The sequence below is a fragment of the Paraburkholderia sp. D1E genome (assembly GCF_052682275.1).
This window is the reverse complement of record NZ_JBQYMB010000001.1, coordinates 9207262-9232148: the sequence shown is the minus strand read 5'-3', so window position 1 is coordinate 9232148 and position 24887 is coordinate 9207262. Positions and strand designations below refer to the sequence as shown.

At 56.4% G+C, this 24887-nt stretch carries 24 protein-coding genes; 17 read left to right on the top strand and 7 right to left on the bottom strand.

Annotated features, from left to right (window positions below; translation table 11 throughout):
* Positions 1 to 24: 24 nt before the first annotated feature.
* From yidD to rpmH, 3 genes are all read right to left on the bottom strand, one after another.
* Positions 25 to 255 carry a membrane protein insertion efficiency factor YidD gene (yidD, locus tag ACUN0E_RS41455; protein WP_006050604.1) on the bottom strand — a complete coding sequence of 77 codons (231 nt, stop codon included), beginning with the start codon at positions 253 to 255 and terminating at the stop codon, positions 25 to 27.
* A gap of 97 nt (positions 256 to 352) precedes the next feature.
* Entirely contained in the window at positions 353 to 850 is a 498-nt protein-coding gene (locus ACUN0E_RS41450) for a ribonuclease P protein component (RefSeq protein WP_408239391.1), read from the bottom strand.
* A gap of 14 nt (positions 851 to 864) precedes the next feature.
* Positions 865 to 999, bottom strand: coding sequence for a 50S ribosomal protein L34 (gene rpmH / locus ACUN0E_RS41445; protein ID WP_004198824.1), 135 nt, complete (start codon positions 997 to 999; stop codon positions 865 to 867).
* A 385-nt stretch (positions 1000 to 1384) separates the two neighbouring features.
* On the opposite strand from rpmH, the gene dnaA reads away from it, so the two are divergent.
* The 3 genes from dnaA (at position 1385) to gyrB (ending at position 6916) form a co-directional block, all read left to right on the top strand.
* The gene (gene dnaA / locus ACUN0E_RS41440) at positions 1385 to 3004 is read left to right on the top strand and encodes a chromosomal replication initiator protein DnaA (protein ID WP_445570194.1); all 1620 of its coding nucleotides are present in this window, start codon (positions 1385 to 1387) and stop codon (positions 3002 to 3004) included.
* Positions 3005 to 3223: 219 nt separating this feature from the next.
* Positions 3224 to 4327, top strand: a complete 1104-nt coding sequence (dnaN, locus tag ACUN0E_RS41435; protein ID WP_201085769.1) for a DNA polymerase III subunit beta — start codon at positions 3224 to 3226, stop codon at positions 4325 to 4327.
* Positions 4328 to 4441: 114 nt separating this feature from the next.
* Positions 4442 to 6916, top strand: coding sequence for a DNA topoisomerase (ATP-hydrolyzing) subunit B (gene gyrB, locus ACUN0E_RS41430; RefSeq protein WP_408239385.1), 2475 nt, complete (start codon positions 4442 to 4444; stop codon positions 6914 to 6916).
* A gap of 480 nt (positions 6917 to 7396) precedes the next feature.
* Here gyrB and ACUN0E_RS41425 read toward each other — a convergent pair whose 3' ends face one another.
* Positions 7397 to 7819, bottom strand: coding sequence for a very short patch repair endonuclease (locus ACUN0E_RS41425; protein ID WP_445570193.1), 423 nt, complete (start codon positions 7817 to 7819; stop codon positions 7397 to 7399).
* Positions 7820 to 8352: 533 nt separating this feature from the next.
* On the opposite strand from ACUN0E_RS41425, the gene ACUN0E_RS41420 reads away from it, so the two are divergent.
* The 3 genes from ACUN0E_RS41420 to ACUN0E_RS41410 are packed head-to-tail and all read left to right on the top strand — an operon-like array spanning position 8353 to position 11458.
* Positions 8353 to 8556 carry a hypothetical protein gene (locus ACUN0E_RS41420; protein WP_201085936.1) on the top strand — a complete coding sequence of 68 codons (204 nt, stop codon included), beginning with the start codon at positions 8353 to 8355 and terminating at the stop codon, positions 8554 to 8556.
* 2 nt (positions 8557 to 8558) lie between these two features.
* Positions 8559 to 10436: a DNA cytosine methyltransferase gene (locus tag ACUN0E_RS41415; protein ID WP_445570192.1), complete on the top strand. Its 1878-nt coding sequence runs from the start codon at positions 8559 to 8561 to the stop codon at positions 10434 to 10436.
* A 41-nt stretch (positions 10437 to 10477) separates the two neighbouring features.
* Complete coding sequence (locus tag ACUN0E_RS41410) at positions 10478 to 11458, top strand: HNH endonuclease (RefSeq protein WP_445570191.1); 981 nt, start codon at positions 10478 to 10480, stop codon at positions 11456 to 11458.
* 173 nt (positions 11459 to 11631) lie between these two features.
* On the opposite strand, the gene ACUN0E_RS41405 is transcribed toward ACUN0E_RS41410, so the two are convergent.
* The gene (locus ACUN0E_RS41405) at positions 11632 to 11796 is read right to left on the bottom strand and encodes a SymE family type I addiction module toxin (RefSeq protein WP_445570605.1); all 165 of its coding nucleotides are present in this window, start codon (positions 11794 to 11796) and stop codon (positions 11632 to 11634) included.
* A gap of 848 nt (positions 11797 to 12644) precedes the next feature.
* On the opposite strand from ACUN0E_RS41405, the gene ACUN0E_RS41400 reads away from it, so the two are divergent.
* The 3 genes from ACUN0E_RS41400 to ACUN0E_RS41390 are packed head-to-tail and all read left to right on the top strand — an operon-like array spanning position 12645 to position 14415.
* Positions 12645 to 12974, top strand: coding sequence for a contractile injection system protein, VgrG/Pvc8 family (locus ACUN0E_RS41400; protein WP_445570190.1), 330 nt, complete (start codon positions 12645 to 12647; stop codon positions 12972 to 12974).
* Positions 12975 to 12976: 2 nt separating this feature from the next.
* Complete coding sequence (locus ACUN0E_RS41395; RefSeq protein ID WP_445570604.1) at positions 12977 to 13729, top strand: contractile injection system protein, VgrG/Pvc8 family; 753 nt, start codon at positions 12977 to 12979, stop codon at positions 13727 to 13729.
* Positions 13730 to 13731: 2 nt separating this feature from the next.
* The gene (locus tag ACUN0E_RS41390) at positions 13732 to 14415 is read left to right on the top strand and encodes a hypothetical protein (protein ID WP_445570189.1); all 684 of its coding nucleotides are present in this window, start codon (positions 13732 to 13734) and stop codon (positions 14413 to 14415) included.
* A gap of 369 nt (positions 14416 to 14784) precedes the next feature.
* Here the strand turns inward: ACUN0E_RS41390 and ACUN0E_RS41385 are convergent, their stop codons facing one another.
* Positions 14785 to 15591 carry an IS5 family transposase gene (locus tag ACUN0E_RS41385; RefSeq protein WP_408521641.1) on the bottom strand — a complete coding sequence of 269 codons (807 nt, stop codon included), beginning with the start codon at positions 15589 to 15591 and terminating at the stop codon, positions 14785 to 14787.
* Positions 15592 to 15633: 42 nt separating this feature from the next.
* The gene (locus ACUN0E_RS41380) at positions 15634 to 15990 is read right to left on the bottom strand and encodes a nucleotide pyrophosphohydrolase (RefSeq protein ID WP_445570188.1); all 357 of its coding nucleotides are present in this window, start codon (positions 15988 to 15990) and stop codon (positions 15634 to 15636) included.
* Positions 15991 to 16671: 681 nt separating this feature from the next.
* On the opposite strand from ACUN0E_RS41380, the gene ACUN0E_RS41375 reads away from it, so the two are divergent.
* The 8 genes from ACUN0E_RS41375 (at position 16672) to tnpB (ending at position 24868) form a co-directional block, all read left to right on the top strand.
* On the top strand, positions 16672 to 19359 hold the full coding sequence (locus tag ACUN0E_RS41375) for a type VI secretion system Vgr family protein (protein WP_445570187.1): 2688 nt from the start codon (positions 16672 to 16674) through the stop codon (positions 19357 to 19359).
* Positions 19359 to 20222 (top strand): hypothetical protein, encoded by an 864-nt coding sequence (locus ACUN0E_RS41370; protein ID WP_445570186.1) that lies wholly within the window; start codon positions 19359 to 19361, stop codon positions 20220 to 20222. The genes ACUN0E_RS41375 and ACUN0E_RS41370 overlap by 1 nt, the downstream gene beginning before the upstream one ends.
* A gap of 79 nt (positions 20223 to 20301) precedes the next feature.
* The gene (locus tag ACUN0E_RS41365) at positions 20302 to 21459 is read left to right on the top strand and encodes a glycosyl hydrolase (RefSeq protein WP_408239453.1); all 1158 of its coding nucleotides are present in this window, start codon (positions 20302 to 20304) and stop codon (positions 21457 to 21459) included.
* Between the two features lie 301 nt (positions 21460 to 21760).
* On the top strand, positions 21761 to 22918 hold the full coding sequence (locus ACUN0E_RS41360) for a glycosyl hydrolase (protein WP_408239450.1): 1158 nt from the start codon (positions 21761 to 21763) through the stop codon (positions 22916 to 22918).
* Positions 22919 to 22958: 40 nt separating this feature from the next.
* Positions 22959 to 23390, top strand: coding sequence for a hypothetical protein (locus ACUN0E_RS41355; RefSeq protein WP_408508999.1), 432 nt, complete (start codon positions 22959 to 22961; stop codon positions 23388 to 23390).
* Positions 23391 to 24050, top strand: a complete 660-nt coding sequence (locus tag ACUN0E_RS41350) for a hypothetical protein (protein WP_445570185.1) — start codon at positions 23391 to 23393, stop codon at positions 24048 to 24050.
* A gap of 54 nt (positions 24051 to 24104) precedes the next feature.
* On the top strand, positions 24105 to 24527 hold the full coding sequence (gene tnpA / locus ACUN0E_RS41345; protein ID WP_445565379.1) for an IS66 family insertion sequence element accessory protein TnpA: 423 nt from the start codon (positions 24105 to 24107) through the stop codon (positions 24525 to 24527).
* The gene (gene tnpB / locus ACUN0E_RS41340; protein ID WP_445565378.1) at positions 24521 to 24868 is read left to right on the top strand and encodes an IS66 family insertion sequence element accessory protein TnpB; all 348 of its coding nucleotides are present in this window, start codon (positions 24521 to 24523) and stop codon (positions 24866 to 24868) included. The genes tnpA and tnpB overlap by 7 nt, the downstream gene beginning before the upstream one ends.
* Positions 24869 to 24887 lie beyond the last annotated feature (19 nt).

Here is a 24887-nt window from a genome sequence, read left to right as displayed (position 1 = left end):
TCTCAGTGTCGATGGAACGGCGCGTCAGCGCTTTTCAGAAGTGGGAGGCGGGACGAGATCGATGCCGCCCGCGGAAAACGGGTGGCAGCGGCAAATACGCCTGGCGGCGAGATAAGTCCCGCGCGCGGCGCCATGATACTGGATTGCTTCGCGCGCGTAATCAGAGCAGGAAGGGTAAAAACGGCACCGGTTGCCGAGCATGGGGCTCACAGCAAGCTTGTAGAAACGCAGTAAAGCGATGAGTACCGTTTGCATGGCTGGTGCGGCCGGACGGCGCCGCGCAACGTGGAGTACCGGGCGACGCCCGCGCAGCATGGCTGCTATAGCTGCGCACTGGGCGGTCACTTGAGCGTCATTCCGTCTTGGGCGCTTCCGCGGGCGGCGCCTCGCGACGGACAATTTCGCGCGCTGCCTTGTCGAGCAGCGCCTCTATCTCGCTGCGGCACAGCGCCCTCAACGGGGGCGACGAAGCGCTCGGCAAAGCTTTCTTGTCGAAGCGCGTGTGCAAACGCAGCAGCACATCCCAACCGCCGAATTCCGCGCGACGCAGCCGGAAGGCTTCACGCGCGATTCGACGTACCAGATTACGCGTGGCCGCGCGCGGCGCATATTTCTTGCCGATCACGAGACCTAGGCGAGCGTCGTTGCCGGTGGGCCGGCCGTACACCACAAAGTGCGCGGTGCGGCGCCACGGGCGCAAACGAAAAACGGATGAAAATTCATCCGTTTTCAGTAGCCTTGCGGCTTTGGGGAAGGCGGCTTGCGCTCGCAACGGAACCGAGCCCAGTTGCGGCGCCCCTGCCGCTCCCGCTTCACCGCGGGCCTCGCTAGCCACAGACGGAGCGCGCAATCCGCTCGCCTGCCTTAGATGGCGAGGCGCTTGCGGCCCTTCGCGCGACGTGCGTTGATGACCTTACGGCCACCTGCGGTCTTCATGCGAACGCGAAAGCCGTGGGTGCGCTTGCGGCGGGTAACGGAAGGTTGGTAAGTACGTTTCATGTTGCTCTCACTTGATCGAAAAATAACCGCGCGATCATCGCTGAAAGCGCAATGGCCGGAGGTTGTGCAGAATTGGTTTTCGCGGAACCCGCTATTTAAACCGGTTTTCTTTTGGCCGTCAATAGTTTAGCCTGGTTCGGCGCCAGGCTGGAGAAGCTTCGCCGGATGATCGGTCCCTGTGGATAACTCCCTTTCGCGGGCGTTTTGGCGTTAGAATCTCGCCTTACTTCCCAAAAATCCTGCACGCCGCTCTGGCTCGCTTGCTCCGCAAACCCTTGTGGCACAAGCGCCTGGAGCCGTTACGCCTGGCTGCTCAGGGCCTTGTTGCGCGCACGCGACAGGGGCAGCGGCGAACCGCCGTGCATACCATAACGACAGCAACTCGATGAACGATTTCTGGCAACACTGTTCCGCATTGCTGGAGCGCGAGCTTACGCCCCAGCAGTACGTGACGTGGATCAAACCGTTGGCCCCGGTCGCCTTCGACGCCGCTGCGAACACGCTTAGCATCGCTGCGCCGAACCGCTTCAAGCTCGACTGGGTCAAGAGCCAGTTCTCCGGCCGTATTTCCGATATGGCACGCGATTTCTGGCAGACGCCGGTCGACGTGCAATTTGTGCTGGACCCGAAAGCCGGTATGCGCGCGCCTGCGGCAGCGACGTCGGCTCCGTCGCGTCCGTCTTCCGCGGCGGGTTCGACGGGCGCAGGCCATTCTTCTTCTGGTTCAAACGGCGCAGGTGCCGCAGTGGACGCGGCCGTTGGCGCCGTGCAATCGGCCCATGCCGCGCGCGCCAATGGCACGAACAGCGCGAACAACGCGATGGCAAACCTCAACGCGAACGCAGCACGCGCCGCGGCCGAAGATGCCGCCGACCTCGACCTTCCCAGTCTCGACGCGAATGAAGCCGCAGCCGCACGCCGCACGTGGCGTCCGGGCCAAAGCGCCAACTCGAACGGCAACGGCGAGAACGACTCGATGTACGAGCGTTCGAAGCTCAATCCCGTGCTCACCTTCGACAACTTCGTGACCGGTAAAGCCAACCAGTTGGCACGCGCCGCGGCGATTCAGGTCGCGGACAACCCCGGCATCTCGTACAACCCGCTGTTCCTATATGGTGGCGTGGGCCTGGGCAAGACCCACCTGATTCACGCGATCGGCAACCAGCTTCTGATGGACAAGGCCGGCGCGCGGATTCGCTACATCCACGCGGAACAGTACGTGTCCGACGTGGTGAAGGCCTACCAGCGCAAGGCGTTCGACGACTTCAAGCGTTACTACCACTCGCTCGACCTGCTGCTGATCGACGATATTCAGTTTTTCTCCGGCAAGTCCCGCACGCAGGAAGAATTCTTCTACGCGTTCGAGGCGCTGGTCGCGAACAAGGCGCAGGTGATCATCACCAGCGACACGTATCCGAAGGAAATCTCGGGCATCGACGACCGCCTGATCTCGCGCTTCGACTCTGGCCTGACGGTGGCGATCGAGCCGCCCGAGCTGGAAATGCGCGTCGCGATTCTGATGCGCAAGGCGCAGTCCGAGTTTGTGAGCCTGAGCGAAGACGTCGCGTTCTTTGTCGCCAAGCACCTGCGTTCGAACGTGCGTGAACTCGAAGGCGCGCTGCGCAAGATCCTCGCGTATTCGAAGTTCCACGGCCGTGAAATCACGATTGAAGTGACAAAAGAAGCGCTGAAAGACCTGCTGACGGTACAGAACCGGCAGATTTCGGTGGAAAACATCCAGAAGACCACGGCTGACTTCTACAGCATCAAGGTCGCGGACATGTATTCGAAGAAGCGTCCGGCGAATATTGCGCGGCCGCGGCAGATCGCGATGTATCTGGCGAAGGAACTGACGCAGAAAAGTTTGCCGGAAATCGGCGAGCTGTTCGGGGGGCGCGATCACACCACCGTGCTGCACGCGGTGCGCAAGATTGCCGCCGAACGCGGCACGGACGCGCAACTGAACCATGAACTGCACGTGCTGGAGCAAACGCTGAAAGGTTAAGCAGGCCGGACGGAAATTTCGACCTGTTTATTTCGGAACTCGCCCCCATTTTAGTGGAGCGGTTCTGTTTTCAGGCACAATACAGGTTTAACCGCCCGGCGGCTGCGGGCGGAATTCACGCCGTGACAGGCGCTGCGTGGCGCCGGCGGGGAGCCGCGGCTGTGCGCTGTAAGGCTGGCAAGTCAGGCGCGCAGGCCGTCATATCAACGAAGGAACTCTATGCAACTGGTCAAGACCGAACGCGATAACCTCCTCAGGCCGCTGCAAACTGTGAGCGGCATCGTCGAACGCCGCCATACGTTGCCGATCCTCGCCAATTTGCTGATTACCAAGAACGGCCCAGAAGTGTCGTTCCTGTCGACCGACCTTGAGTTGCAGATCACCACGCGCGCCGATTTTGGCGTGGGCGGCGATTCGGTTGCGACTACGGTGGCAGCAAGAAAGCTCCTCGACATTCTGCGCGCCATGCCCGACGGGCAGGTCACGCTGACCTTGAACGACAAGCGTTTGACCGTGCAATCCGGCAAGAGCCGCTTTGCGCTGCAAACGCTGGCGGCCGACGAGTTCCCGACCGTTGCTCAAGCTAAAGACTACGGCGCGAACCTGGTGGTTCCCCAGAAAACGTTCCGCCAGTTGCTCGGCATGGTCCATTTTTCGATGGCCCAGCAGGACATCCGCTACTACCTGAACGGCATGCTGCTGGTGGTAGACGGCGACCAGCTGATGGCAGTCGCAACCGACGGCCACCGCCTCGCGTTCTCGTCGATGAAGATCGAAGGCTCGTTCGCGCGCCAGGAAGTCATCATTCCGCGTAAGACGATTCTCGAATTGCAGCGTCTGCTGGAAGACATTGACGACACGCTGAAGATCGACATCGCCGCAACGCAGGTGAAGTTCACGTTCGGCCAGGTCGAACTGGTGTCGAAGCTGGTGGAAGGCAAATTCCCCGACTTCCAGCGCGTGATTCCGAAGTCGCACAAGAATCAGTTCTTGATCGGCCGTGAAGAACTGCAGCGTTCGCTGCAACGCGCCGCGATTCTGACGTCGGACAAATTCAAGGGCGTGCGCTGCATTATCGAGCCGGGCCAGTTGAAGATCATGTCGACCAACGCCGATCAGGAAGAGGCGCAGGAAGAACTGGAAATCGCGTACGACGGCGACAGCGTCGATATCGGGTTCAATGTCACGTATCTGCTCGACGTGCTCGCGAACCTGAAGGTCGACATGTTGCAAGTGAGCCTTGGCGACGCCAGCTCCAGCGCGTTGATCACGATTCCCGAGAACGACGAATTCAAATACGTCGTGATGCCGATGCGCATCTAACGCGTCCAGAAACCAGGAACACACCAAGGGGCGCAGTGCCCCTTTGGCGTTTTTATGGTGTTTTGAAAAGTCCCGAGCAGCAACCCAGCAGCAACGCAGAACCGGAAAAAATCCATGACTGAAACGAACAATTCGCAACCCGATAACAGCGGCTACGGCGCCTCGTCCATTCAGATCCTTGAAGGTCTGGAGGCGGTGCGCAAGCGTCCCGGGATGTATATCGGCGATACATCGGACGGCACCGGCCTGCATCACCTCGTATTCGAAGTGCTGGACAACTCGATCGACGAAGCGTTGGCCGGGTACTGTAACGACATCCAGGTCACCATCCACGCGGACAACTCGATTTCGATCACCGACAACGGCCGCGGTGTGCCGACCGGTCTCAAGATGGACGACAAGCACGATCCGAAGCGTAGCGCCGCTGAAATCGTGATGACCGAGCTGCACGCCGGCGGCAAGTTCGACCAGAACAGCTACAAGGTGTCCGGCGGCCTGCACGGCGTGGGCGTCTCGTGCGTGAACGCGCTGTCGGCGTGGCTGCGCCTGGTGGTGCGCCGTGACGGCAAGAAGCACTTCATGGAGTTCCACCGTGGCGTGCCGCAGAACCGCATCATCGAAGAGATCGACGGCGTGGCTGTGTCGCCGATTCAGGTGACCGGCGATACCGAAAACCGCGGTACCGAAGTGCACTTCATGGCCGACGAGACGATCTTCGGCAATGTCGAATATCACTACGACATTCTGGCCAAGCGGATTCGCGAACTGTCGTTCCTGAATAACGGCGTGCGGATTCGCTTGAGCGATCTGCGCTCGGGCAAGGAAGAAGATTTCGCGTTTGTGGGCGGCGTGAAGGGTTTTGTTGAGTACATCAACAAGAACAAGGTCGTCCTGCACCCGAACATTTTTCACATCAGCGGCGAGAAAGACGGCATTGGCGTTGAAGTCGCGATGCAGTGGAACGACAGCTACAACGAAAACGTGCTGTGCTTCACGAACAACATTCCGCAGCGCGACGGCGGCTCGCACTTGACCGGTTTGCGTGCGGCGATGACGCGCGTGTTGAACAAGTACATCGTGGATCACGACGTCGCGAAGAAAGCGAAGGTCGAGACGGCCGGCGACGACATGCGCGAAGGGCTCTCGTGCGTCCTCTCGGTGAAGGTGCCGGAGCCGAAGTTCAGCGCGCAGACCAAGGACAAGCTGGTGTCGTCGGAAGTGCGCGCGCCGGTGGAAGATGTGGTCGCGAAGGCGCTCGAAGAATTCCTGCAGGAAACGCCGAACGACGCGAAGATTATTTGCGGCAAGATCGTTGATGCGGCGCGGGCACGGGATGCGGCTCGCAAGGCGCGTGAAATGACGCGTCGCAAGGGCTTGCTCGACGGCGTTGGCTTGCCTGGGAAGCTGGCGGACTGCCAGGAGAAAGACCCGGCGAAGTCCGAAATTTATATCGTCGAGGGCGACTCCGCAGGCGGCTCGGCGAAGCAGGGGCGCGACCGGAAGTTTCAGGCGATCTTGCCGCTGCGCGGCAAGGTGCTGAATGTGGAGAAGGCGCGCTATGACAAGCTGCTTTCTTCGGAACAGCTTGTGACGCTGATTACGGCGTTGGGTTGCGGGATCGGCAAGGACGACTACAACCTCGACAAGCTGCGTTATCACCGCATCATCATCATGACCGATGCTGACGTGGACGGCGCGCACATCCGCACGCTGCTGCTGACGTTCTTCTATCGTCAGATGCCGGACATGATCGAGCGCGGGTTTATTTATATCGCCCAGCCGCCGCTGTACAAGATCAAGGCGGGTAAGGACGAGCGGTATCTGAAGGATGCAACCGAGCTGAACGCGCACATGCTCAAGCTGGCGCTGAATGGGTCGGAGCTGCTGCCTTCTGAGAATGCGACGCCGATCGCTGGCGATGCGTTGGGTGAGCTGGCGCGTTCGTATCTGCTGGCGCAAGGCGTGGTGGATCGGCTGAGCCGGTTGTACGACGCTGGCGCGCTTGAGGCGGTGATGGATGGGGTAGCGATCGATCTGTCTTCTGAGCAAGCGGCTGAAAGCTCGGCGAAGACGCTTGAGGCGAAGCTGCGGGACGATCCGTTGAAGCCTGAGGTGAAGGTGACGACGATGTATGACCCGGTGCGTGAGCTGCGGTCACTGCGTGTTTCGCGGACGCATCATGGTAATCAGAAGGTTTCTGTGCTGGATCAAGAGTTTCAGCTGACTGCGGATTATCAGCAGCTTTTGACGACGGCGGATACGTTTAAGGGGTTGATCGGCGCGGGTGCGATGATCAAACGCGGCGAGCGGAGTATGGCGGTTACCGACTTCAAGAGCGCGATGCGGTGGTTGATTGCCGATGCTGAGCGGAATGTTTCCAAGCAGCGATACAAAGGCCTGGGTGAGATGAATCCTGGGCAGCTTTGGGAGACGACGATGGATCCGGCGGTGCGTCGTTTGTTGAGGGTGCAGATTGAGGATGCTATTGCGGCTGATGGCATTTTTACTACGCTCATGGGGGATGATGTGGAGCCGCGTCGGGCTTTCATCGAGTCGAATGCGTTGAGGGCGGGGAATATTGATGTTTGAGGGTCCAAATCTCCGCGTAGGACTGGGGGCGTCGTAGGACACCAGGGTAATTGCGATTGACAGACGTTAGTGAATTGCCGATTGACACAAGGAAGCCTAGGCAGCGAACGCTCGGCGAACTGGATGTGTGGTGATCGAGTACCTGATTCGCCATCACATCATCTTGAATGCCCTCTTCTTTGCCAGCGGGGGCATTTTTTTAACTCGACAAGTCGGCTTGCAGTCTACCGGGTGGTGAGCAGTTGGTATCTGCGGCATGGCCGTGCGATTTGGCGTGCGAAATCTACGCAATCTTGCAAAGGCGGTTGCCGTGAAGCAGACAGTCATCGAATTGCAACGGTGCGTGTACAAGTGCGGCGACAGCGGGAAGTGGCGATTTCCCCCCGCCCCCCAAACGGACGCACATCGCGTTCAAAAAAATTAACGACCTCTTGAACGAGGTCTCTTGTGTCATTTCTTCGCTTTTTCCATCGCCCGTTGCTACAAAGATTCCAGAAAACCCGTCAAAGCGGCCTGCAGATCTGACGCTCGTGTCTGGCACTCCCACACAATCAGAGCGCTCCAGCCCATTGCTTCGAGCAATTGGATTGCCCCAGCGTCGCGTTCGACATTGCGGCGGAGCTTCGGGTACCAGTATTCGGTATTCGACTTCGGAAGCTTCGAATCTGCGCATCCGTTGTGTTGATGCCAAAAGCAGCCGTGGACGAAGATAACCTTTTTTCGGCCCCAGAACACGACGTCGGGCTTACCGGGCAATCGTTTGTCATGCAGGCGATAGCGATATCCAAGCTGCCAAAGCATCTTCCGCACGCGCAATTCAGGCGCAGTATCGACGCTTTTTATCCGGCGCATCGTCTCGCTTCGGGTCAAGGGACGGCGAATGGACTTTGGGCTATTTTTCATCACCTATGTCTTTCCGTTTCTCACGCTGCCGAGAAATTCTCTGGTCTGTCTCAGTCGGCCGCTTTGGAAAAAAGCAACGCCAAGGCGGTAGGAATATCGGATACGTCAACACTCAGTGGGATGAATGGGGCGTTGCAGGTGGCGCCTAGGTGGCTCAAAACTGCTGGCTTACCGCCTTGACCGCATAGCTAATTTTGATTGCATCAACTTCGGCGCGTCTCTAGCCCAGCCTCAGCAATTTAGACAAAGATCGACCGGTTTTGTGGCGCGGCCATTTTGCATTTTTGGGGAAGCGCAGGTGCGCTTTCTACAGCACCCTACGGCCGCCTTGGCGAAAAAGAGGGTTCGATTTGGAAAGGTTGATCGGCAAAGCTGGACAACTTTTTGAGTGCCATCTTAGTGCGGCGGTGCCGCGGAAGCACGACGCGTCCACTTGGCGCTTGCTAGCGCTCAAGAAATACTTCCGACGCCGGACTCACCGTTCTCATTAGAGGCGCGTATAATTGGATACACATGGTGTATCCGAGGTGATCATGGAGAGCAACTCATGCGGACTGCGCATCCGCCTTGATCCGCGATTGCGGCAAGAATTCTTGGCTGCGTGCAAAGCGCAGGACAGAACAGCAGCACAGGTACTGCGCAACTTTATGCGCGAATTTGTTGCTAGTTACGGCGATAGCTTACAAACAAGCTTTTTCGACGAATCGGATGCTCGTACGGCCGCGACAAAGGAATGAAAATGAATAAATTGCGCAAAAACAAAGAAGGAATTAAGACCCTAAGTCTTTTCACCGGTGCGGGTGGTTTAGACATTGGTTTTCATCAAGCAGGTTTTAATGTCATCGCTTGCGTTGAGATTGAGGCGGCTTACTCAAAATCTCTAGATGAAAATAAAAAGATCGGGAAATATATTTCCACTGCGACAGAAATCCACAATTTAGACATTCGCGAATTTGATCCTTCCATCTATGTAGATCAGGGAATTGAGTGTGTCATTGGCGGGCCTCCTTGCCAAACGTTCTCTGCTGCTGGCCGTCGCTCCGGAGGAGTTTTGGGAACGTCGGACGCAAGAGGGAGGCTATTCGAATCATATTGCAAAATACTCAAAGTCATCCAGCCCAAGGTATTTGTTTTTGAGAATGTCTATGGACTTCCTGGGGCAAATGAAGGCGGCCCGTGGAAAGAAATACGTGAAGCGTTTCACGAACTGGGTTATGAGTTGAGAGCCGAAGTGTTGGATGCTGCAGACTACGGTGTTCCTCAGCACCGCGAGCGTCTAATTATCGTCGGATACAAGGAAGGGGAGGGAAACTTTGAATTTCCTATGCCGACGCATGGGCCTGATTCTACCGGCGGTCGACCTCTGGTGAGCGTGCTTGACGCTATCCAAGACCTTCAAAATGACGAAGAGCCCTACCATGAGTTAGATGGTCTTTACGGGCACCTTTTGTCTTTGGTTCCCGAGGGATTGAATTACGCCTTTTTTACGCGGGAAATGGGCTACCCGAGGCCATATTTCGCATGGCGTTCTAAATTTCACGACTTTCTTTACAAAGTAGACAGACGTACGCCGAGTCGGACCATCAAAGCTCAACCTGGAAAATTTACCGGTCCATTTCATTGGAAGAACCGTCATTTTAAGGTCGATGAATTGAAGCGCCTTCAAACTTTTCCTGACGATTACGAAATTGTCGGGACGTATGCAAAAATAATGGAGCAAGTCGGAAACTCTGTCCCTCCGCGATTGGCTGAGACAATTGCGACGTCTGTTCGTGAACAACTGCTTCGTCCTTCGCGGACGCTTACGTATGAAAAACGAGGTGCCGAGTTTAAATCGAGCTTTCGCCAACGTCAGCGTGAAAGAACTGTGCATTTCAAAGAGCGCGCTGCTGAGGAAGTCGCGGCTCGTTTTCCGAATGTGCAAATTTTGGACGAAAATTTGCTAGAACGGGCGAGTGCTTATTTCATAAGTTTTAAAGGACTCTTTTCGCGTCTACGCTCAGAAAATTTGGCTCAATTTGAGTTGGATCGCCATTACTACACCGTGGCGTTCTCGCAGAAAAGAGACGCAATTTTGCTGAAAATCGACCCGGTAAGTACTGCAGCACGCAAATCTCGAGATATTCGAATCTCCTTGAAGGGATTGTCTAAGTACTTGTTGCACATCGATTCGGTGACGGTGGATGCCAAATTTTCTGATCTTGATGACGTTTTCAGGATTTGGTCTGTAATCGAGGAAGCACTTAAAGCGAATAGTCAGTTTTTCAGCCTAATTGATATTTACGGGCATTATGCGAATCGGGGTGATACTGTAAAAATAACTACCGAAATAAATGCGATCCGCAAATCGAGATTAGAACGCGCAATTGAATTTTTCGGCTGCTCCGAGAATTGTGGTGAACTTGTCACAGTAGAATTTGCGGCTGCGGCTCTCAATGTAAAGAAAGAGGAAATCACTGACGTTATTCTTGACATGCGTGCGCATCGGTGGGATGTCAGAACGGCAGACACGCATAACACGATACGACAGCTAGGCGTTCTTTGTACGTATCCGTTTCCTTTGCTTTCGGATAAAGCTCAACTGGAACGACGAGTTACAGACAGCATAGTCGCATAGGCCGCGATATACTCGCGTCAGTCGACAAAAAGGATAAGACGATGGCGCGAGCAGACCTGCTGATAGAAGTTTGCGGACTTATAGGTAATACGACCGTGGCCACGGCCCCAAGTGACGGATGGCCTGGGGTCGTCACAACAACGCTGCCGGATGGGCAGATCCGACAAATCGCATTGCATGTTTCAACGGTCAGTCCGCACAACCGTAAAGACTGGGAATTCCGTTTTCAAAATCCCGGCGATCGCTCACCCGTAGCCGCTCATGGCGCTGCAATTCCGATTCTACTCGGTCTCTGGAAGGAAGATGGCCATCCGACGCTGTTGATCGCGACGGATGGAACAAGCCGCATAGGGCGAGAAGCCCGTTTCTCCGTTTTGTTTGACACTCGGGTAGCCGCTCAAGCTCGGACAACTGGATGGGCTGTTTATCAGTCGGCAAACGGTGAAAAAATATATGCTTTTCTCCCGAGCATGTTCCCGATTTTCGTTGCCGTGCTTGTCAATGGCTTGGAAGCGCCTGACCTAGGGACCACTATTGACGACGCAATATCTAGTGCAGCCATTGCTTCCGGTCTAATTGATGAGGAAAACGATGCTTCCGCGACGCGCGTTCGCCGCGCGGCCGCTGTTTTGGTCCGGCACTACGCGTTTTCCAGGAACGTTCTAAGTGCGTATGGGCACCGCTGCGCAATGTGCGGGTTAGGTGCGGGCCTCGTCGTTGGAGCCCATATCAACCCTGTTGCCGCCGAAGGTGCGCCGGACGCCGTATGGAACGGTTTGGCACTCTGCCATAATCACCATGCCGCCTTCGATGCACACCATATTTGGGTTGATCCAGAAACGCGCAACATCGTCTTTAATGAGGAGGTTGCAAGGGGCCACGAGGACAATGCAGCCTTGTGTGCTTTCTTGGATACAACGTTCCCAGTATTGGCCGAGCCTGCATCGCCAGAGCAGTCGCCGCGACGCTCCATGCTAGAGGCAAGGTACGAGTTCTTTGCCGGACGTTACGACTGGTTATAAAACACGGGATTAAACTGGAGTCTCCTTCGAAAGATGGCATCGAAGAACCAAGATTGCCGATCGGCGGTAGTCCCTTGCAGATGGATGGGTTATTTGTCGATTCGGCGGAGATCCGAGTTTTAGGGGCGGTGGGACACTTGATGCGTGTTGCTGCGATCAGTGTCCCTGCCGGTTCACTTGAACGGTGTGATCACTAACCGGCCCCTTTGCACGTCCACTACGATTCGCCCACTAATCTCAAACCCCGCCTCCTCCAACCACCTTCCCGAAAGCCGAATCCAAGGCGCTGGTGGCAAATCTGGGAAAAATTTAACGTGATCCGGCGCGAACGTTTTCATCGGCCGCGGGCGTCTTTGTGCCGAAATGGTCAAGATGCGTTGGGTAACAGGCGCAACTGCTTTATGATTGGCGTCAGCCATAATCAACTCCCTTGATGAGTTGGTTGTGGTCAGCGGGACGGATGGGTGGCAGCCCGTGCGTCCCGCGCTTCATCTCCTTCCTCGTTCTCCTTGATGCTCGGCTCGGCGCTTTCGCGTCCTCTTCTACCCTCCAACGAGCCAATCGTTCAGTGGTGCTTTATAAACGTAATGCGTCGTTATTGTCGGTTATATTGTTAGGCATCCGATATATTTTCGCGCATTGTCGGGAGTTGTGCAACGTCGAACGCTCGAGGAACGACGAAACAGAGCACACATTTCATCGCCAGCTTGGAGGCACACTCGCCCTGACAGACATCGAATGAGATCGAGCATGTCGAAGCCCGACCGACGCCCCCGCATCGCTCGACGTTCCACCCTAAGCAGCCCCGACCAAGCCTCAATAAAACCCACCAACAATGCCTAATGTATATTAGAGCGCTTATATAAGAGATATTTAACATTCTTCAATGATTAAATTTGCATCGCGCTGTAAATGTTTTGTGAAATCGCGCGATTAGCGGGGCACGTGAAAAGCAAAGCAAACTAAAAGAGGCAGCACATGGGAGCACATCACATAAGCGGTAGCGTCAATGGCGGGCCAAGCCCGTCGCCTCACGACAAAAGCATCAACCAAATAAATCAGCCGTTTAAATCCGATCAGCAAATCCGTCAATAACGAAAAAAACAAACTCAAAACAGAAACCCGCCAGAAAGCACCCGAGAGCCAAACAACCCATAACGACCACGCGACACCCAAAGAGGCCACCGTGAATTCCGCCGACCTGCTCCGCGCCTTCGCCTCCCCGTCCCTGACGCAAAGCAATCGCGCCTTCCGCCTGCACTGGGGCTCAGCCCAGTCGAGCCTTGAGCAAGTGCTGATCGCGCATCGCATCGACATCAGCGAGGGCCTGTGCTCAGGCATTGTGGGTCACGTGACGTGTCTGTCGACGCGCGCGGACTTGCCGCTCAATGCGTTCATCGGCTTGCCGCTGTCGGTGCAGATGGTCACCGACCGTGGCGCCTTGCACCCGATCTGCGCGATCGTCACCGACGCCCGCGCGGGCCAGTCGGACGGGTCGCTGGCGACCTACAGTTGACCATGCGCGATGCGTTATCGGTGCTGGAGGGGCGAACCAATACGCGCATCTTCCGCACGCTGAGTGTGCCCGATTTGATTGAGAAGCTGCTGGGTGAATGGCAGAAAAAGAGTCCGGCGCGTGCGCGTGTTCGATTGCGACCTGTCGTCGCTGGATCGCGCGAAGTATCCGGTGCGCGAGACGCTGTTGCAGTTTCACGAGTCGGACGCGGATTTCATCCGGCGGCTGTGCCGTCGCGTGGGGCTGCGTGGTTCACGGCGGCGGGCAAGCGGGGAGCGGCCCCATCGGCCAACGGCGCCGGTGAGTCGCCGGTGCTGCTGGACGACCCGATGAAACTGCCGAAGTCGTCGGCCGGCACGGTGCGCTATCACCGCGACGCGACCACCGAAGCGCGCGACTCGATCACGCTGTGGTCGGCCTCGCGTCAGCTCGTGCCGGGCAACGTGCAGCGCGCGAGCTGGGACTACAAGAGCGCGACGGTGGCGCAGGCGTCGGAGACGAGCATTGTCGATAAGGGCGAAGCCGGCAACGACATCGCGCAGCTACTGCGCGATGCGGTCATCGACGTGCCGCACGCGGGCGATTCGTGGTCGGACTATGAGCGCGTCAGCAACCCCAACATGAATTTTAATGGCTACATCGCTCGTTGTGTGGCTTATGCTCAGGCGCTAGCGGCATTGGCGGATATTCTTTTCCCCGACGCGTCAGGCGGGCTGCTGCTATTTCCAGAGGGCCGCACGCCGCGGAGAACGTGAATATGAAATCGAAAAACACCGTTGCGGTTGCTTTGATCCTATTTGTTGTGGCTTTGAGCTCTTATGCTAACGTGAAGCTCAAGGCCGCGAACGAAAGAGGTGAAATAGAAATTCAAACTTGCAAAATTTCCATCACGCCGAGTGCACGCGGGGAAATTATGAAGCCGAGGGAGGAGAATGATTATAAGTTTGCGGGGTATAGCGAAACCCTCGAATCTAACGGAATCAGGCAACGTTTCGGGTTCTCGATTGGATGTGCCGACCGAATTGCGGATAGAAACGACGTGGCTAAAGAACACGGTGGATACTTTGATCCAGAAAGAAAGAGGTGGGTTGCGTACTATCTTGATGAGCAGGACAAGGACAGTCTCGCCCCTGCAACGCACATCTACGCGATCCACACTTCCAACGCCAGTGGGTTCGCACGCACGACCGATGACGTGATTGGGGATCCCCGTCATCGCGCGCGTGCATTGTCGTACTGTCTGTTTCACGATCACGACGCGAAGGCGATTTGCGGAGAGGGGCAAGTTATGAACTTATCCGATCAAAAGGCAAACTTTCTTCCGACTGCACTGAAAATTTTACGTAGCGTGGAGTTTGTCGATGTTAAGGCTAACGATCGGTCAGCCTCGGGCGCCACGACTACGGTGGCACCGGTCGGTAAATCAACTCACGAAAAATAGCCTGTTCAGCGGCCCGGTCCCTGACGCAAGCCAATCGCGCCTTCCGCTTGCGCTGGGGCTCAGCCCAGTCATCAGAAACTTGACGAACTCGTCTACGTCGGTGGCGCTGAATGTCGGCGCCATCTCCTGCAACGTCGAGAATTTAGGCACCCGGAGCAATTGATGAACGTCGAGACTTCGTTATTTCCTGTCGACTCCTCGCATGTCTGCCATTGCTTCAGCTCGATCGCTACGGCCGTCGGCGCTCGATCTTTCGCGGAGCCACATAGCAGGCAGTCGATACGCTTCGAGTTCGTCGGGCAACTGAAATTCGAGCATGACGCCCTGGTTGGTCAACCCGGTGCGCGCAAGTTTGATTCTTAGAGCGTGTTAGGAACTTTGAATAATCGGTGCGACATGTACGAGCATGAGCATGGCAAAGACAACGAAGTGTAGGCCTGCCAGGGTTTCAGGCAGGCGCTCATAGTCGCGCGCCAGCCTCCGGAACCGGTTGAGCCAACCGAAGCTGCGCTCGACCACCCAGCGACGCGGCAGCAGCACGAAACCCTTCTTCGCTTCGGGCAGTTTGATGATCTGCAGTTCGATGCCTTCGTCATGCGCCGCCTGTCGAGCCGTTTCACCGGTATAGCCCTGGTCAGCGAATGCAAGTTTCACCGTCTGGCCGGTTGCCTGCTGAACCTGGCGCGCAAGCTCGGCCACCTGCGCCCGCTCCTGCTCGTTGGCCGGCGTGATATGTACCGCGAGCAGAAGGCCCAATGTGTCGACAGCCATGTGGACTTTGCTGCCTCGTTTGCGTTTATGGCCGTCGTAACCCGCACGCGGTCCGCTCTCGCAGGTGGACTGCAACGTGCGCCCGTCCAGAATCACGGCACTCGGCTGGCCTTGACGCGCCTGCGCGACCCGAATGACCGAACGCAAATCGCTGACCATTGCTTCGAAGCAGCCCGCATTCAACCAGCGTTGCGTTTGCTGGTAGACCATCTCCCACGGCGGGAAATTTGTCGGCAGCATGCGCCACGATGCACCCGCGCGCGCCATCCAGCGCAGCGCGTTGAACATCTCGCGCAGTTCGTACCGGCGTTGCGGTGCGTCTTCATTCATCAAGGTCAGATACGGAGCAGCAAAGCTCCATTCTTCGTCCGATACATCCGTCGGGTATGGCTTGCGTACTGTCATTCCGCCAGGGTACCAGGTCTGGCCACAAGTTCCTAACACCCTCTAGTCTTGGTAATCGGAGTACTTACGCGAATCTCCCCGGACTTTTTCGGCGGGGTATTTCGCTTGATTGATATCCATCTTTTCCAGACAGGCTTGATAGAGATCGACATCAAGCTTGTCTGCGAGGCGAACGAGATATAGCAAAACGTCCGCCATTTCGTGACGAATGGCGGTTTGTTTGTCTTTGTCCAGTTCGCTCTTGTCTCCGGAGGTCAGCCACTGAAACGGCTCGAGTAGCTCACTCGCCTCGACGCTTAATGCCGTCGCCAGATTCTTCGGCGTGTGAAATTTGTCCCAGTCACGCTCATCCGCAAACTGACGAACGAGGTCGCGCAAGCTAGCAAGGTCACTTTGCATCTCAAAATCTCTTCGGGTGATGGCTCTTCCCCAGACGGCTGGGAGATAACTAAACGGATCGGTCTTGCGGGGTGAAATAGGGCGCTGGAGGCGTGCCTACTCGAATGGGCCGCGTCGTCACTATCTCAATAAAAGGTGATGATATAAGACCGGGCGGTTTGATGCGTGCGTTATTTGGCTGGCTACGCTGGTATGAGGCTTCGCGTCGCAGATGACGCAAGTTGCGTTGGCCCAAGGACTTGGGCGCGTTGTCGTTGCACAGGGGCGCCGGATACCCCAATGCGTCTAACGCTCCCAAACGGGCGAGAGAAACAACCCGCCTTGGAAGAAACTAGCAATTTTGCCTAATGGCGCAGTCGGTTTATCGTCACCGTAGCAGCCAATTAAGAGTTGGCAACCTGTTGTCATCGCGGATGCGCGCCTCATTTATTTGCCTGCAGACCTCGCACGAGATCGAGCATGTCGAAGCCCGACCGACGCCCCGCATCGTCCAACGTTCCACCCAAAGCAGACCCAACCAAGCCTCAATAAAACCCACCAAAAAATGCTTAATGCATATAAGAGCACTTATATAAGAAACATTTAACATTCTTCAATAATCCAATTTGCCTCACCCCATAAATGTTTTGTAAAATCACGCGATTACGCGGGGCGCGTGAAAAGTAAACAGAAAGAGGCAGTATGGGAGCGCAGGACATCATCGCGGCAATAACCGGAGGACTCGTCCAAAGCGACCGCCTGCTGAAACTCGATGCTCCGCAGGGAAATAACGCTCTAGTGCCCCAACGTGTCATCGGTCATTCCCGAATCGGTCGTCATTACGAATTCACCGTCGACGTCGTTTCCACAACCGACACAGTTGAACTCAAGACGCTGATTGCCCAGCCCGTGACGCTGTGGATTCAGCAGACTGACAAGTCGTATCAGCCCCACCACGGTTATGTGCACACCGCCCGTCGCCTTGGGTCGGATAGCGGGCTCACCAGCTACCAGATCGCGTTTGCATCGTGGATGCATTTCCTGCGTTTCCGCAAGGATGCGCGAATCTGGCAGGACAAACCGGCTGACGAGATCCTGACCGATGTCTTCAACATGCATCCACAGGCTCAAGGCGCATTTCGCTTTGCCCTGAGCAAGCCGCTGCCCCAGCGATCGTTCTGCGTGCAATATGAGGACGACTGGAATTTTGCTCATCGACTGATGGAAAGCGAAGGGCTGTTCGGATACTTCGAGCAGGCCAGCGACGGCAAATCGCATACGTTCATCGTCACGGACAATCTCGACACGTTCCAGCCTGTTTCGCCCCAGACCGTCGATTTCTATCGCGCGGGCACGAACAGCGAAACGGATGCCTTGGTTCAGTGGTCAGGAACCCGGACATTGCAAAGCACGACGCTCACGACCCGCACCTTCGATTACAAGGCACCAGGCTCGGCCGCCAATCCGAAGGGCACGAACATCCCCACACTTCCCACACAGGGGGATCTGCCTCAGCAGGCCGAAGTCTATGAATACTCCGGCGCCTACACCTATGGCAGCCAGAACCGGGGCGATGCCCTTTCGAAAATCCGCATGGAAGAATGGGAATCGCGGGCAAAGCGTTTCTTTGGCTCAGGTGGCGTGCGCGGTGCGGATGCCGGTCGCTGGTTTGAGCTGAATGACCACCCTGCTCACGCCTCGGATAGCGAGCAGAATCGGCAGTTCGCCGTTATCGAGGCCGCATGGTTCATTGAAAACAACCTCCCAGTGTCCAGTCAGGCCACCGATTTTCCGCACAGCCTGCAAAGCGAACTGAAAACGATCCGGGCAGATCACACGACGCAGGCCAACGCGCTGACCGTCACACATGCCGATGGCAGCGAGGGCTTGTTCCTCGTTGAAATTGAGGCGCAACGCAAAGCGGTGCCGTATCGCAGTCCGTTGGCGCATCGGAAGCCGGCGATGCACGTGCAGTCAGCAATCGTCGTCGGCCCGGCTAACGAAGAGGTCTACACAGATTCGTTGAACCGCATCAAGGTGCGCTTCCACTGGGACCGGCTTAATAGCGGCGACGAAAAAGCTTCATGCTGGGTCCGCGTCGCCATGTCCGATACGGGCGGCGGATACGGTGGCGTGCATGTGCCGAGAGTCGGCGAAGAGGTCCTGATCAGCTGGGTAGACGGCGATTGCGACAGGCCGCTCGTAACGGGCCGCGTCTATAACGGCGCGACACAACCGCACTGGCATTCCAACGGCCTGCTGTCCGGGTACAAGTCCAAGGAATATCAGGGCAGCGGCTACAACCAGATGGTGATGGATGACTCGACGGGCCAGAACCGCATTCAACTGTATTCCACGAGTACGAATGCGCATTTGCACCTGGGTTATCTCATCGCTCAGACTGACAACACACGCGGGTCATATCTGGGCAACGGCTTTGATCTGAAGTCCGATGCATTCGGCGCGGTGCGTGCTGGTCAAGGCATGTATGTTTCCACGCATGCGAAATCAGCAACGAGCCAGCAACTTGACGTGCGCGAGGCGAACTCGCAACTAGTGAATTCGGAAAGCGTGTTGGAAGCGATGTCCGACGCGAGCACCACGCATCAGGCTGAAAGTCTCAAGGACGGACACGATGCATTAAAGTCCTTCACCGATGCTACCCAGAACAGTGTTTCGGGCTCGTCGTCGGGTGGCAAGACAGCGGGCGGTGGAACGGGCAATGCCAATGCGTTCAAGGAGCCCGTCATGCTCTTCGCCAGTCCTTCCGGCGTCGCTCTGTCCACGCAGAAATCGGCCCACGTATCCGCGGACCAGCACATTACCTTCGTGAGCGGTCAGAGCGCGCACATCGCGACCGGTAAATCGCTAATCGCGAGCGTCGCGGAGAGGCTGAGCCTGTTCGTGCAGAATGCCGGGATGAAACTCTTCGCGGCCAAGGGCAAGGTAGAAATCCAGGCGCACTCGGATAACATCGAATTCACGTCGCAGAAGACGTTGAAGCTGCTTTCGGCAACGGAAAAGATCGAGGCGGCGGCAAAGCAGGAAATCCTGCTGACGGCAGGGGGCGCCTATATACGCGTCAAGGACGGCAACATCGAGATTCATGCGCCGGGCAAGGTTGATATCAAGGGTAGCCAGCATTCGTTTGCGGGGCCAACACAAATGTCCACCGCGCTGCCTGCCATGCCCGGCTCGGAAGGTAACTACGACCAAGCGTTTATCGCACATTGGGCCGGCACGGATATCCCCGCGGCCAATACGAAGTTTCAGATGTTCTCTGATGGCACGCTGATTTCACAAGGTGTCACGAACGAGCTGGGTGAAACAGGACTCACACAAAGTCACGTGCCGAAAGATGTGGTGATTAAATTTCTGGAGAACCATTGATGGCTGACACGCAGGACTCCGTCTTGGGAACGGGGACGTCAATGCTGACACCCAGCGGGTATCAGGTCCGCCCGAAGGTTGCGCTAAGCACTTGCAACAAGATAGTGCCGCCTGCGGCTGCTTCGATTATCGGAAAATGTCCGTACTACTACCAGCCACTGCATGGTGAGTATCTTGAAACGGTAGAGAAAGTCAGCGTCTCAAGCGCATGGGAGACGGTGAAGGCTTTCGCAACTTCGTGGGACCCGTGGAAAGATAAGGAAGTCGCACGTCGTTTGCTGCATCGGCGCGAGCAGTTGATTGCGCCAGAAAGCACTGATTCCGATTGGTCACGTCATGGAAATTTCATGATGCGGCATATCGGCTGCGAGCATAAGCCGCCTTCGTATTACGTCAGTTACGGGTACTACTATTGCTCTAACTACGGAGCGAAGTTGTATCCGAAATTGAGCCCGGATGGGCAAGCTTGGTTGCGAAACGCTAGAAAGCTTCTGCAAACGAACATGGAAGATGGCCTACGTCAAAATATGAAGGGTGACCGTATTCAAATGAGTAGCGTGAAGCCGGGAAACGGCAGCGTCGACCTGCCAGTGCAGCGTTACATGCTTGAACTTGATGACGATAGGTTCAAATCCTTCGCATTCAAGACACATCCTCTCGCCTATCTGGATGGAGGTCTCGCAGATCTTCCAATTTTGGATCTGGCAAAAATCTCCGCGCAACCCAACATCCAAGAGTGGGGTGACACGCGGACGTGGGAGCAGGCAGTTGACAGCGGGAAAGTGGTTCTGCCGAATATGATTAACAGTTCTGACATGGATGATCCAGTCGGCAAGGCACTCGGTCGCCTGTTGGCAAAATGACATGCAAAAATCGAAACGCTGGAAGATGCTATTGGGTGGCCTTGTTTTGCTGGCTGCTTTAACCTACGGATACCAGAGCATGACGACAGGTTGGGAAACGGTCACGACATCTTTTGCAAAAGGTGACAAACCCTACGGCGGTGGGGCATTTCGTGTTCGCGGCGACGACATCATCAGTCTCAAGACTGCAGGACCGGAACTGAAGTTTAAGCCGGCAAGTGAACTTAAAGATCCCAATGTCGCGGAGTTCACTGAAGCGTGGATGGACGACTCTTCCGAACGGCTAAATCGACGCACAGTAGCCTTCTTGAAAGGGACGTTCAATGGCGGATTGACGCGGACCTTCCAACAGCGCGGTCAGGATGCAGCTTGGTGGTACTCGAAGGACTGGCGCACCGTATATGTCAGCACCGGATGGATGGATTACAAGGCGCCCGACGCATCGAACGAACTGGCACCGCAAACTACGAAACTCTGGCGTTCCAGCGACGGCGGCCAGAACTGGACGCAATTGAGTTGGCAAGAAGACCACAACATCGGACAGTTGCTGTTTCTTGATCCGCAACGTGGCTATGCGATCGGATGGGGGCCTCACGTATGGCGTACCGCCGACGGCGGTCAGTCATGGCAGGAAATTAAAGTGCCGCCGCTCGCCGATGCCGGCAAGCCCCGCAAAACATTTGATGCGGTAAATCTTGGCCCCGATGGCATCCTGCGTGTTGCCTATTACGTCGACCAGTTGGGCGACGTCAAGACGTCGAGTCTTATCTACCGGATGTCTTGGGCCCAACAGGACTTTGAGCAAGATGTCGTGCTGCCGAACCAAACGGTAGTCGACCTGCAATCGTCCCCGGAAACGACCGGGGGCTATTCAGCCTATGCGTTATCCCGGCTGGGTGCACCGCGCAATTGGGATGACCCGAGCGACAAGGGGCACCGCACAGGCGCTCTCTCAACATGGGAGAATCGCCAGCGGCCAACGGTCCAGCAGTTGCATACCTTTGACGAACGCTTGACGCTTGATGGCCTGAGCGCGGGTAAGCAAGGCTTGTTGCTGGTCTATGCGACTGATGCGACGGGTGACGGTGCACCGGCAGACCTCACTTTTATTAGCACTGATGCCGGCAAATCTTGGAAAGAGCTCGATGACGGAGCGGCGCAGGGCGGCTATTTCGATCCCGATACGAACACCCAGTACGCATTGTTTGCCTACACGTTGAAGAAGCGAAAATTGTAGCAATCTGGGCTTATCGTTTTTGCATACAGCGGACTCGACGATAAATCTTTCTCCCGTCTGGATGTAGAGCGCTTTTGCTTCCCGTCGCTGACGCAAGCCAACCGCGCCTTTCGCCTGCACTGGAATTCCGTTCGGTCGAGTCCTGAGCAAGTGCTGATCGCGCATCGCATCGACACCGATGTTCCGGCTGGCGAGGCGCTTAGACGCCCGTTGGCAAAATGACATGCAAAAATCAAAACGTTGGAAGAAACTACTTGGCGGCCTTTCCTTGCTGGCTGTTTTAACCTACGGCTACCAGAACCTGGCGACCGGTTGGGAAACGGTCACGACGTCTTTCGCCAAAGCTGACAAACCCTACGGCGGTGGGGATTTTCGTATTCGTGGAACCCAAGTGATCAGTCTCAAGCTTGCCGGTCCAGAAATCACGTTTAAGCCGGCCGATCAATTGAAGAACCCGGAGGTGGCAGAGCCGACCGAAGCATGGATGAATGACTCCGGTGAGCGCCTCAACCGGTCAACCGTAAACTTCTTGCGGGGACCTATCGACGCTGGGCTAACACGCACTTTCCAGCAACGCGGTCAGGATGCCGCCTGGTGGTATTCGAAAGACTGGGGCACGCTGTATGTCAGCACAGGATGGATGGATTACAAGACGCCCGACGCACCGAACGAACTGGTACCGCAAATCACCAAACTCTGGCGTTCCAGCGACGGCGGCCAGAACTGGACACAATTGAGCTGGCCGGAAGACCACAACATTGGACAGTTGCTGTTTCTTGATTCGCAGCGTGGTTATGCAATCGGATGGGGACCTCACGTATGGCGCACTGCCGATGGCGGCCAGTCGTGGCACGAAGTTAAAGTGCCGCCGCTCGCCGATGTCGGCAAGCCCCGCAAAACGTTTGACGCGGTGAATCTTGGCCCTGATGGCGTCCTGCGGGTCGCTTACTATGTTGAACAATTGGGCGGCGTCAAAACATCGAGTCTTATCTACCGGATAGCTTGGGACCAACAGGACTTTGAGCAGGATGTCGTGCTGCCGAACCAAACGGTAGTCGACATGCAATCGTCGCCGGAAGCGACCGGACGCTATTCGCTCTATGCGTTGTCCCGGTTGGGTGCGCCGCGCAATTGGGACGATCCAAGCGACAAGGGGCGCCGCACAGGCGCGCTCTCGGTTTGGGGGAGCGCTCAACGACCCAATGTACAGCAGTTGCATACGTTTGATGAACGCTTGATGCTTGATGGCCTCAGCGCAGGTAAGCAAGGCGTGCTGCTGGTCTACGCCACAGATGCCACGGGCGACGGCGCGCCAGTTGACTTCACATTCATCAGCAAAGATTTCGGAAAATCATGGGACGACCTGAACGACGGAGCGGCCCAAGGCGGCTATTTCGATCCCGATACAAACACCGAATACGCACTGTTTGCCTACACGTTGAAGAAACGGAAGTTGTAGCAATCTGGGCTTATCGTCTTTGCATACAGCGAGCAATTAAATGAGTACCGCAGCGAAGGTCATGGATCTTCGGATCGTCGAACGCAACCCGGGTTACGACAGGGAGAACAATCCTCTGCGGTTAACCGTTGCAGAATTGACACCCGTTGAACTCACTTGGCAGTCGGCCGGCATTCATCACAGCATCCGCAACCCGGCTGGTGTGATCGGAAGACTTCTTCGCGATGCAAGCGGCATCACGGTCGTCGAGGCGCCGTACGAACCTTCGGGAAATCGCGCGTATATCGCGAATGCGGATGGCTCATTGAGAGCGCAAATTCCGGCACAAATCGGAGCCGAGCGCGTCGCGTATTACGACGTCATCGAAACCAAAGATCTAGTGGTGTTTCTGGCGGCGCTTTCTACTAGGGATGTCCGTATTGAAGTGAGAGAAATAGATGGCACTGTGCTACATATCGTGGAAAGTCGGTAGATGGTCCCCAAGGCGTTGCGGGAATTCGAGGCGAAGCTCAAAACGCTGCAGAACATGGTCTACCGCGGCGAAATTCACGAAATTGCTACGGGCGGCATGCCGAAGGTGCGCCGCGAAGCGGAAGCGTATCTTGAAGAACGACGGCTTGCGCGGGAAATCCGGCAAGGGAGGTATCCGGCTGCTGAATGTCTGGCGGACGGCGGGCCCGTTGAAGCGAAGATAAAGGCAAAGTATCAGGCTAAGGTCAAAGGCGGCTGGCCGAATCTTCTTATGAAACAGACAGAGGATAATCCTGCTTTCCCCGGGGTAAAGGTATATCAGACCGTAGCTTCCTTTCACGGCGAAATCGAGGCGCTCGATGCGAGCGCATTGGCAGGAAAAACTTTATACAGGGCATTCGGCAAGGCTTCCACCCATGCGAGCGAAAGTTTCGCCGGGGGGATGTTCTGGGGCATGGGCTCGATTCCCAAGACCGCCGAGGAGTGGCGCATTCACTCGGCGGTACTGGACGAGTGGAACGGGAACGGCTTCATTGCGATTCTTCATTTCCCCCCCGACCTTGAAAATGCCATGTCCACAGCGAAAGGATGGGCCGGGCAGATTGCTGAACAGTTCGGAAGTAAGCTTCCAAATCGTAAGCGTCAGCGGATCCCGTCTTGAATCGCGACTTCCCGAATGTGAAGGTGATGCTTTCGTGAGAACGAGGGCAATGCGATGGAAGACGAGAACATTAAGGCTGCAACGGCGATGGGTACGCGTCGCCCACGGCAAGGGGAAGCGTTCTGGGGCGAAATGGTCACCACCTGGAAAGCGAGCGGTGTCGGCGCTCGGCGGTTTTGCCGAGAACAGGGTCTGGCGGTAAGCACCTTCAGCCTGTGGCGCAAGAAGCTCTCAAGCCCGGTCAGAGAGATTAAACAGCCACTCGCGGTTACTGCGGATGCCGCATTCATCGGTTCCAATCTGGATGGTGAACTGGCTTCCTCAAGGCCGCTTGTTGCAACGCCGGCGGCGGATGTATCGCCGTCGCGTGACGGGGTGACGCTCTCGCTCGCTGGCGTTCGTATCGAACTGAGCGGCGTTCACGCCGAGCGCATCGTGCGATATGTGCTCGGGCAGCTCGGAGGTGGTCGGTGCTGATTACCTCGGACGTTCGCGCTTACATTTGTCGCGACCCGGTCGACATGCGCAAGGCGATCGATGGGCTGTCTTATCTCGTCGAGCCGCTACTTGCTCAGAAGCCTGCATCGGGCAACCTGTTCGTTTTCGTGGCGCGAGACCGCTCCAAAGTGAAGATTCTTTATTGGGACCGGACCGGTTTCGCGCTTTGGTATAAGCGTCTCGAAAGAGGCCGTTTCCCGTCACCCTCATTACTCGCTCAGCGCGGCTTCACGCTCGCGGAACTCAACGCATGGCTCGAAGGCATCGAGATCCCGGCGCGAGAGCCACACCGCACCGTGGCAGTGACGCGCGTGGCATGAGGTGCTCCAGCGCGGCCCC

What these genes read in the sequence shown, in the direction of transcription:
- yidD (WP_006050604.1), bottom strand. Translation starts at nt 255, where the DNA reads ATGCAAACGGTACTCATCGCTTTACTGCGTTTCTACAAGCTTGCTGTG.
- rpmH (WP_004198824.1), bottom strand. Translation starts at nt 999, where the DNA reads ATGAAACGTACTTACCAACCTTCCGTTACCCGCCGCAAGCGCACCCAC.
- dnaA (WP_445570194.1), top strand. Translation starts at nt 1,385, where the DNA reads ATGAACGATTTCTGGCAACACTGTTCCGCATTGCTGGAGCGCGAGCTT.
- dnaN (WP_201085769.1), top strand. Translation starts at nt 3,224, where the DNA reads ATGCAACTGGTCAAGACCGAACGCGATAACCTCCTCAGGCCGCTGCAA.
- gyrB (WP_408239385.1), top strand. Translation starts at nt 4,442, where the DNA reads ATGACTGAAACGAACAATTCGCAACCCGATAACAGCGGCTACGGCGCC.
- ACUN0E_RS41425 (WP_445570193.1), bottom strand. Translation starts at nt 7,819, where the DNA reads ATGAAAAATAGCCCAAAGTCCATTCGCCGTCCCTTGACCCGAAGCGAG.
- ACUN0E_RS41420 (WP_201085936.1), top strand. Translation starts at nt 8,353, where the DNA reads ATGGAGAGCAACTCATGCGGACTGCGCATCCGCCTTGATCCGCGATTG.
- ACUN0E_RS41415 (WP_445570192.1), top strand. Translation starts at nt 8,559, where the DNA reads ATGAATAAATTGCGCAAAAACAAAGAAGGAATTAAGACCCTAAGTCTT.
- ACUN0E_RS41410 (WP_445570191.1), top strand. Translation starts at nt 10,478, where the DNA reads ATGGCGCGAGCAGACCTGCTGATAGAAGTTTGCGGACTTATAGGTAAT.
- ACUN0E_RS41405 (WP_445570605.1), bottom strand. Translation starts at nt 11,796, where the DNA reads ATGAAAACGTTCGCGCCGGATCACGTTAAATTTTTCCCAGATTTGCCA.
- ACUN0E_RS41395 (WP_445570604.1), top strand. Translation starts at nt 12,977, where the DNA reads ATGCGCGATGCGTTATCGGTGCTGGAGGGGCGAACCAATACGCGCATC.
- ACUN0E_RS41390 (WP_445570189.1), top strand. Translation starts at nt 13,732, where the DNA reads ATGAAATCGAAAAACACCGTTGCGGTTGCTTTGATCCTATTTGTTGTG.
- ACUN0E_RS41385 (WP_408521641.1), bottom strand. Translation starts at nt 15,591, where the DNA reads ATGACAGTACGCAAGCCATACCCGACGGATGTATCGGACGAAGAATGG.
- ACUN0E_RS41380 (WP_445570188.1), bottom strand. Translation starts at nt 15,990, where the DNA reads ATGCAAAGTGACCTTGCTAGCTTGCGCGACCTCGTTCGTCAGTTTGCG.
- ACUN0E_RS41375 (WP_445570187.1), top strand. Translation starts at nt 16,672, where the DNA reads ATGGGAGCGCAGGACATCATCGCGGCAATAACCGGAGGACTCGTCCAA.
- ACUN0E_RS41370 (WP_445570186.1), top strand. Translation starts at nt 19,359, where the DNA reads ATGGCTGACACGCAGGACTCCGTCTTGGGAACGGGGACGTCAATGCTG.
- ACUN0E_RS41365 (WP_408239453.1), top strand. Translation starts at nt 20,302, where the DNA reads ATGACGACAGGTTGGGAAACGGTCACGACATCTTTTGCAAAAGGTGAC.
- ACUN0E_RS41355 (WP_408508999.1), top strand. Translation starts at nt 22,959, where the DNA reads ATGAGTACCGCAGCGAAGGTCATGGATCTTCGGATCGTCGAACGCAAC.
- ACUN0E_RS41350 (WP_445570185.1), top strand. Translation starts at nt 23,391, where the DNA reads ATGGTCCCCAAGGCGTTGCGGGAATTCGAGGCGAAGCTCAAAACGCTG.
- tnpA (WP_445565379.1), top strand. Translation starts at nt 24,105, where the DNA reads ATGGAAGACGAGAACATTAAGGCTGCAACGGCGATGGGTACGCGTCGC.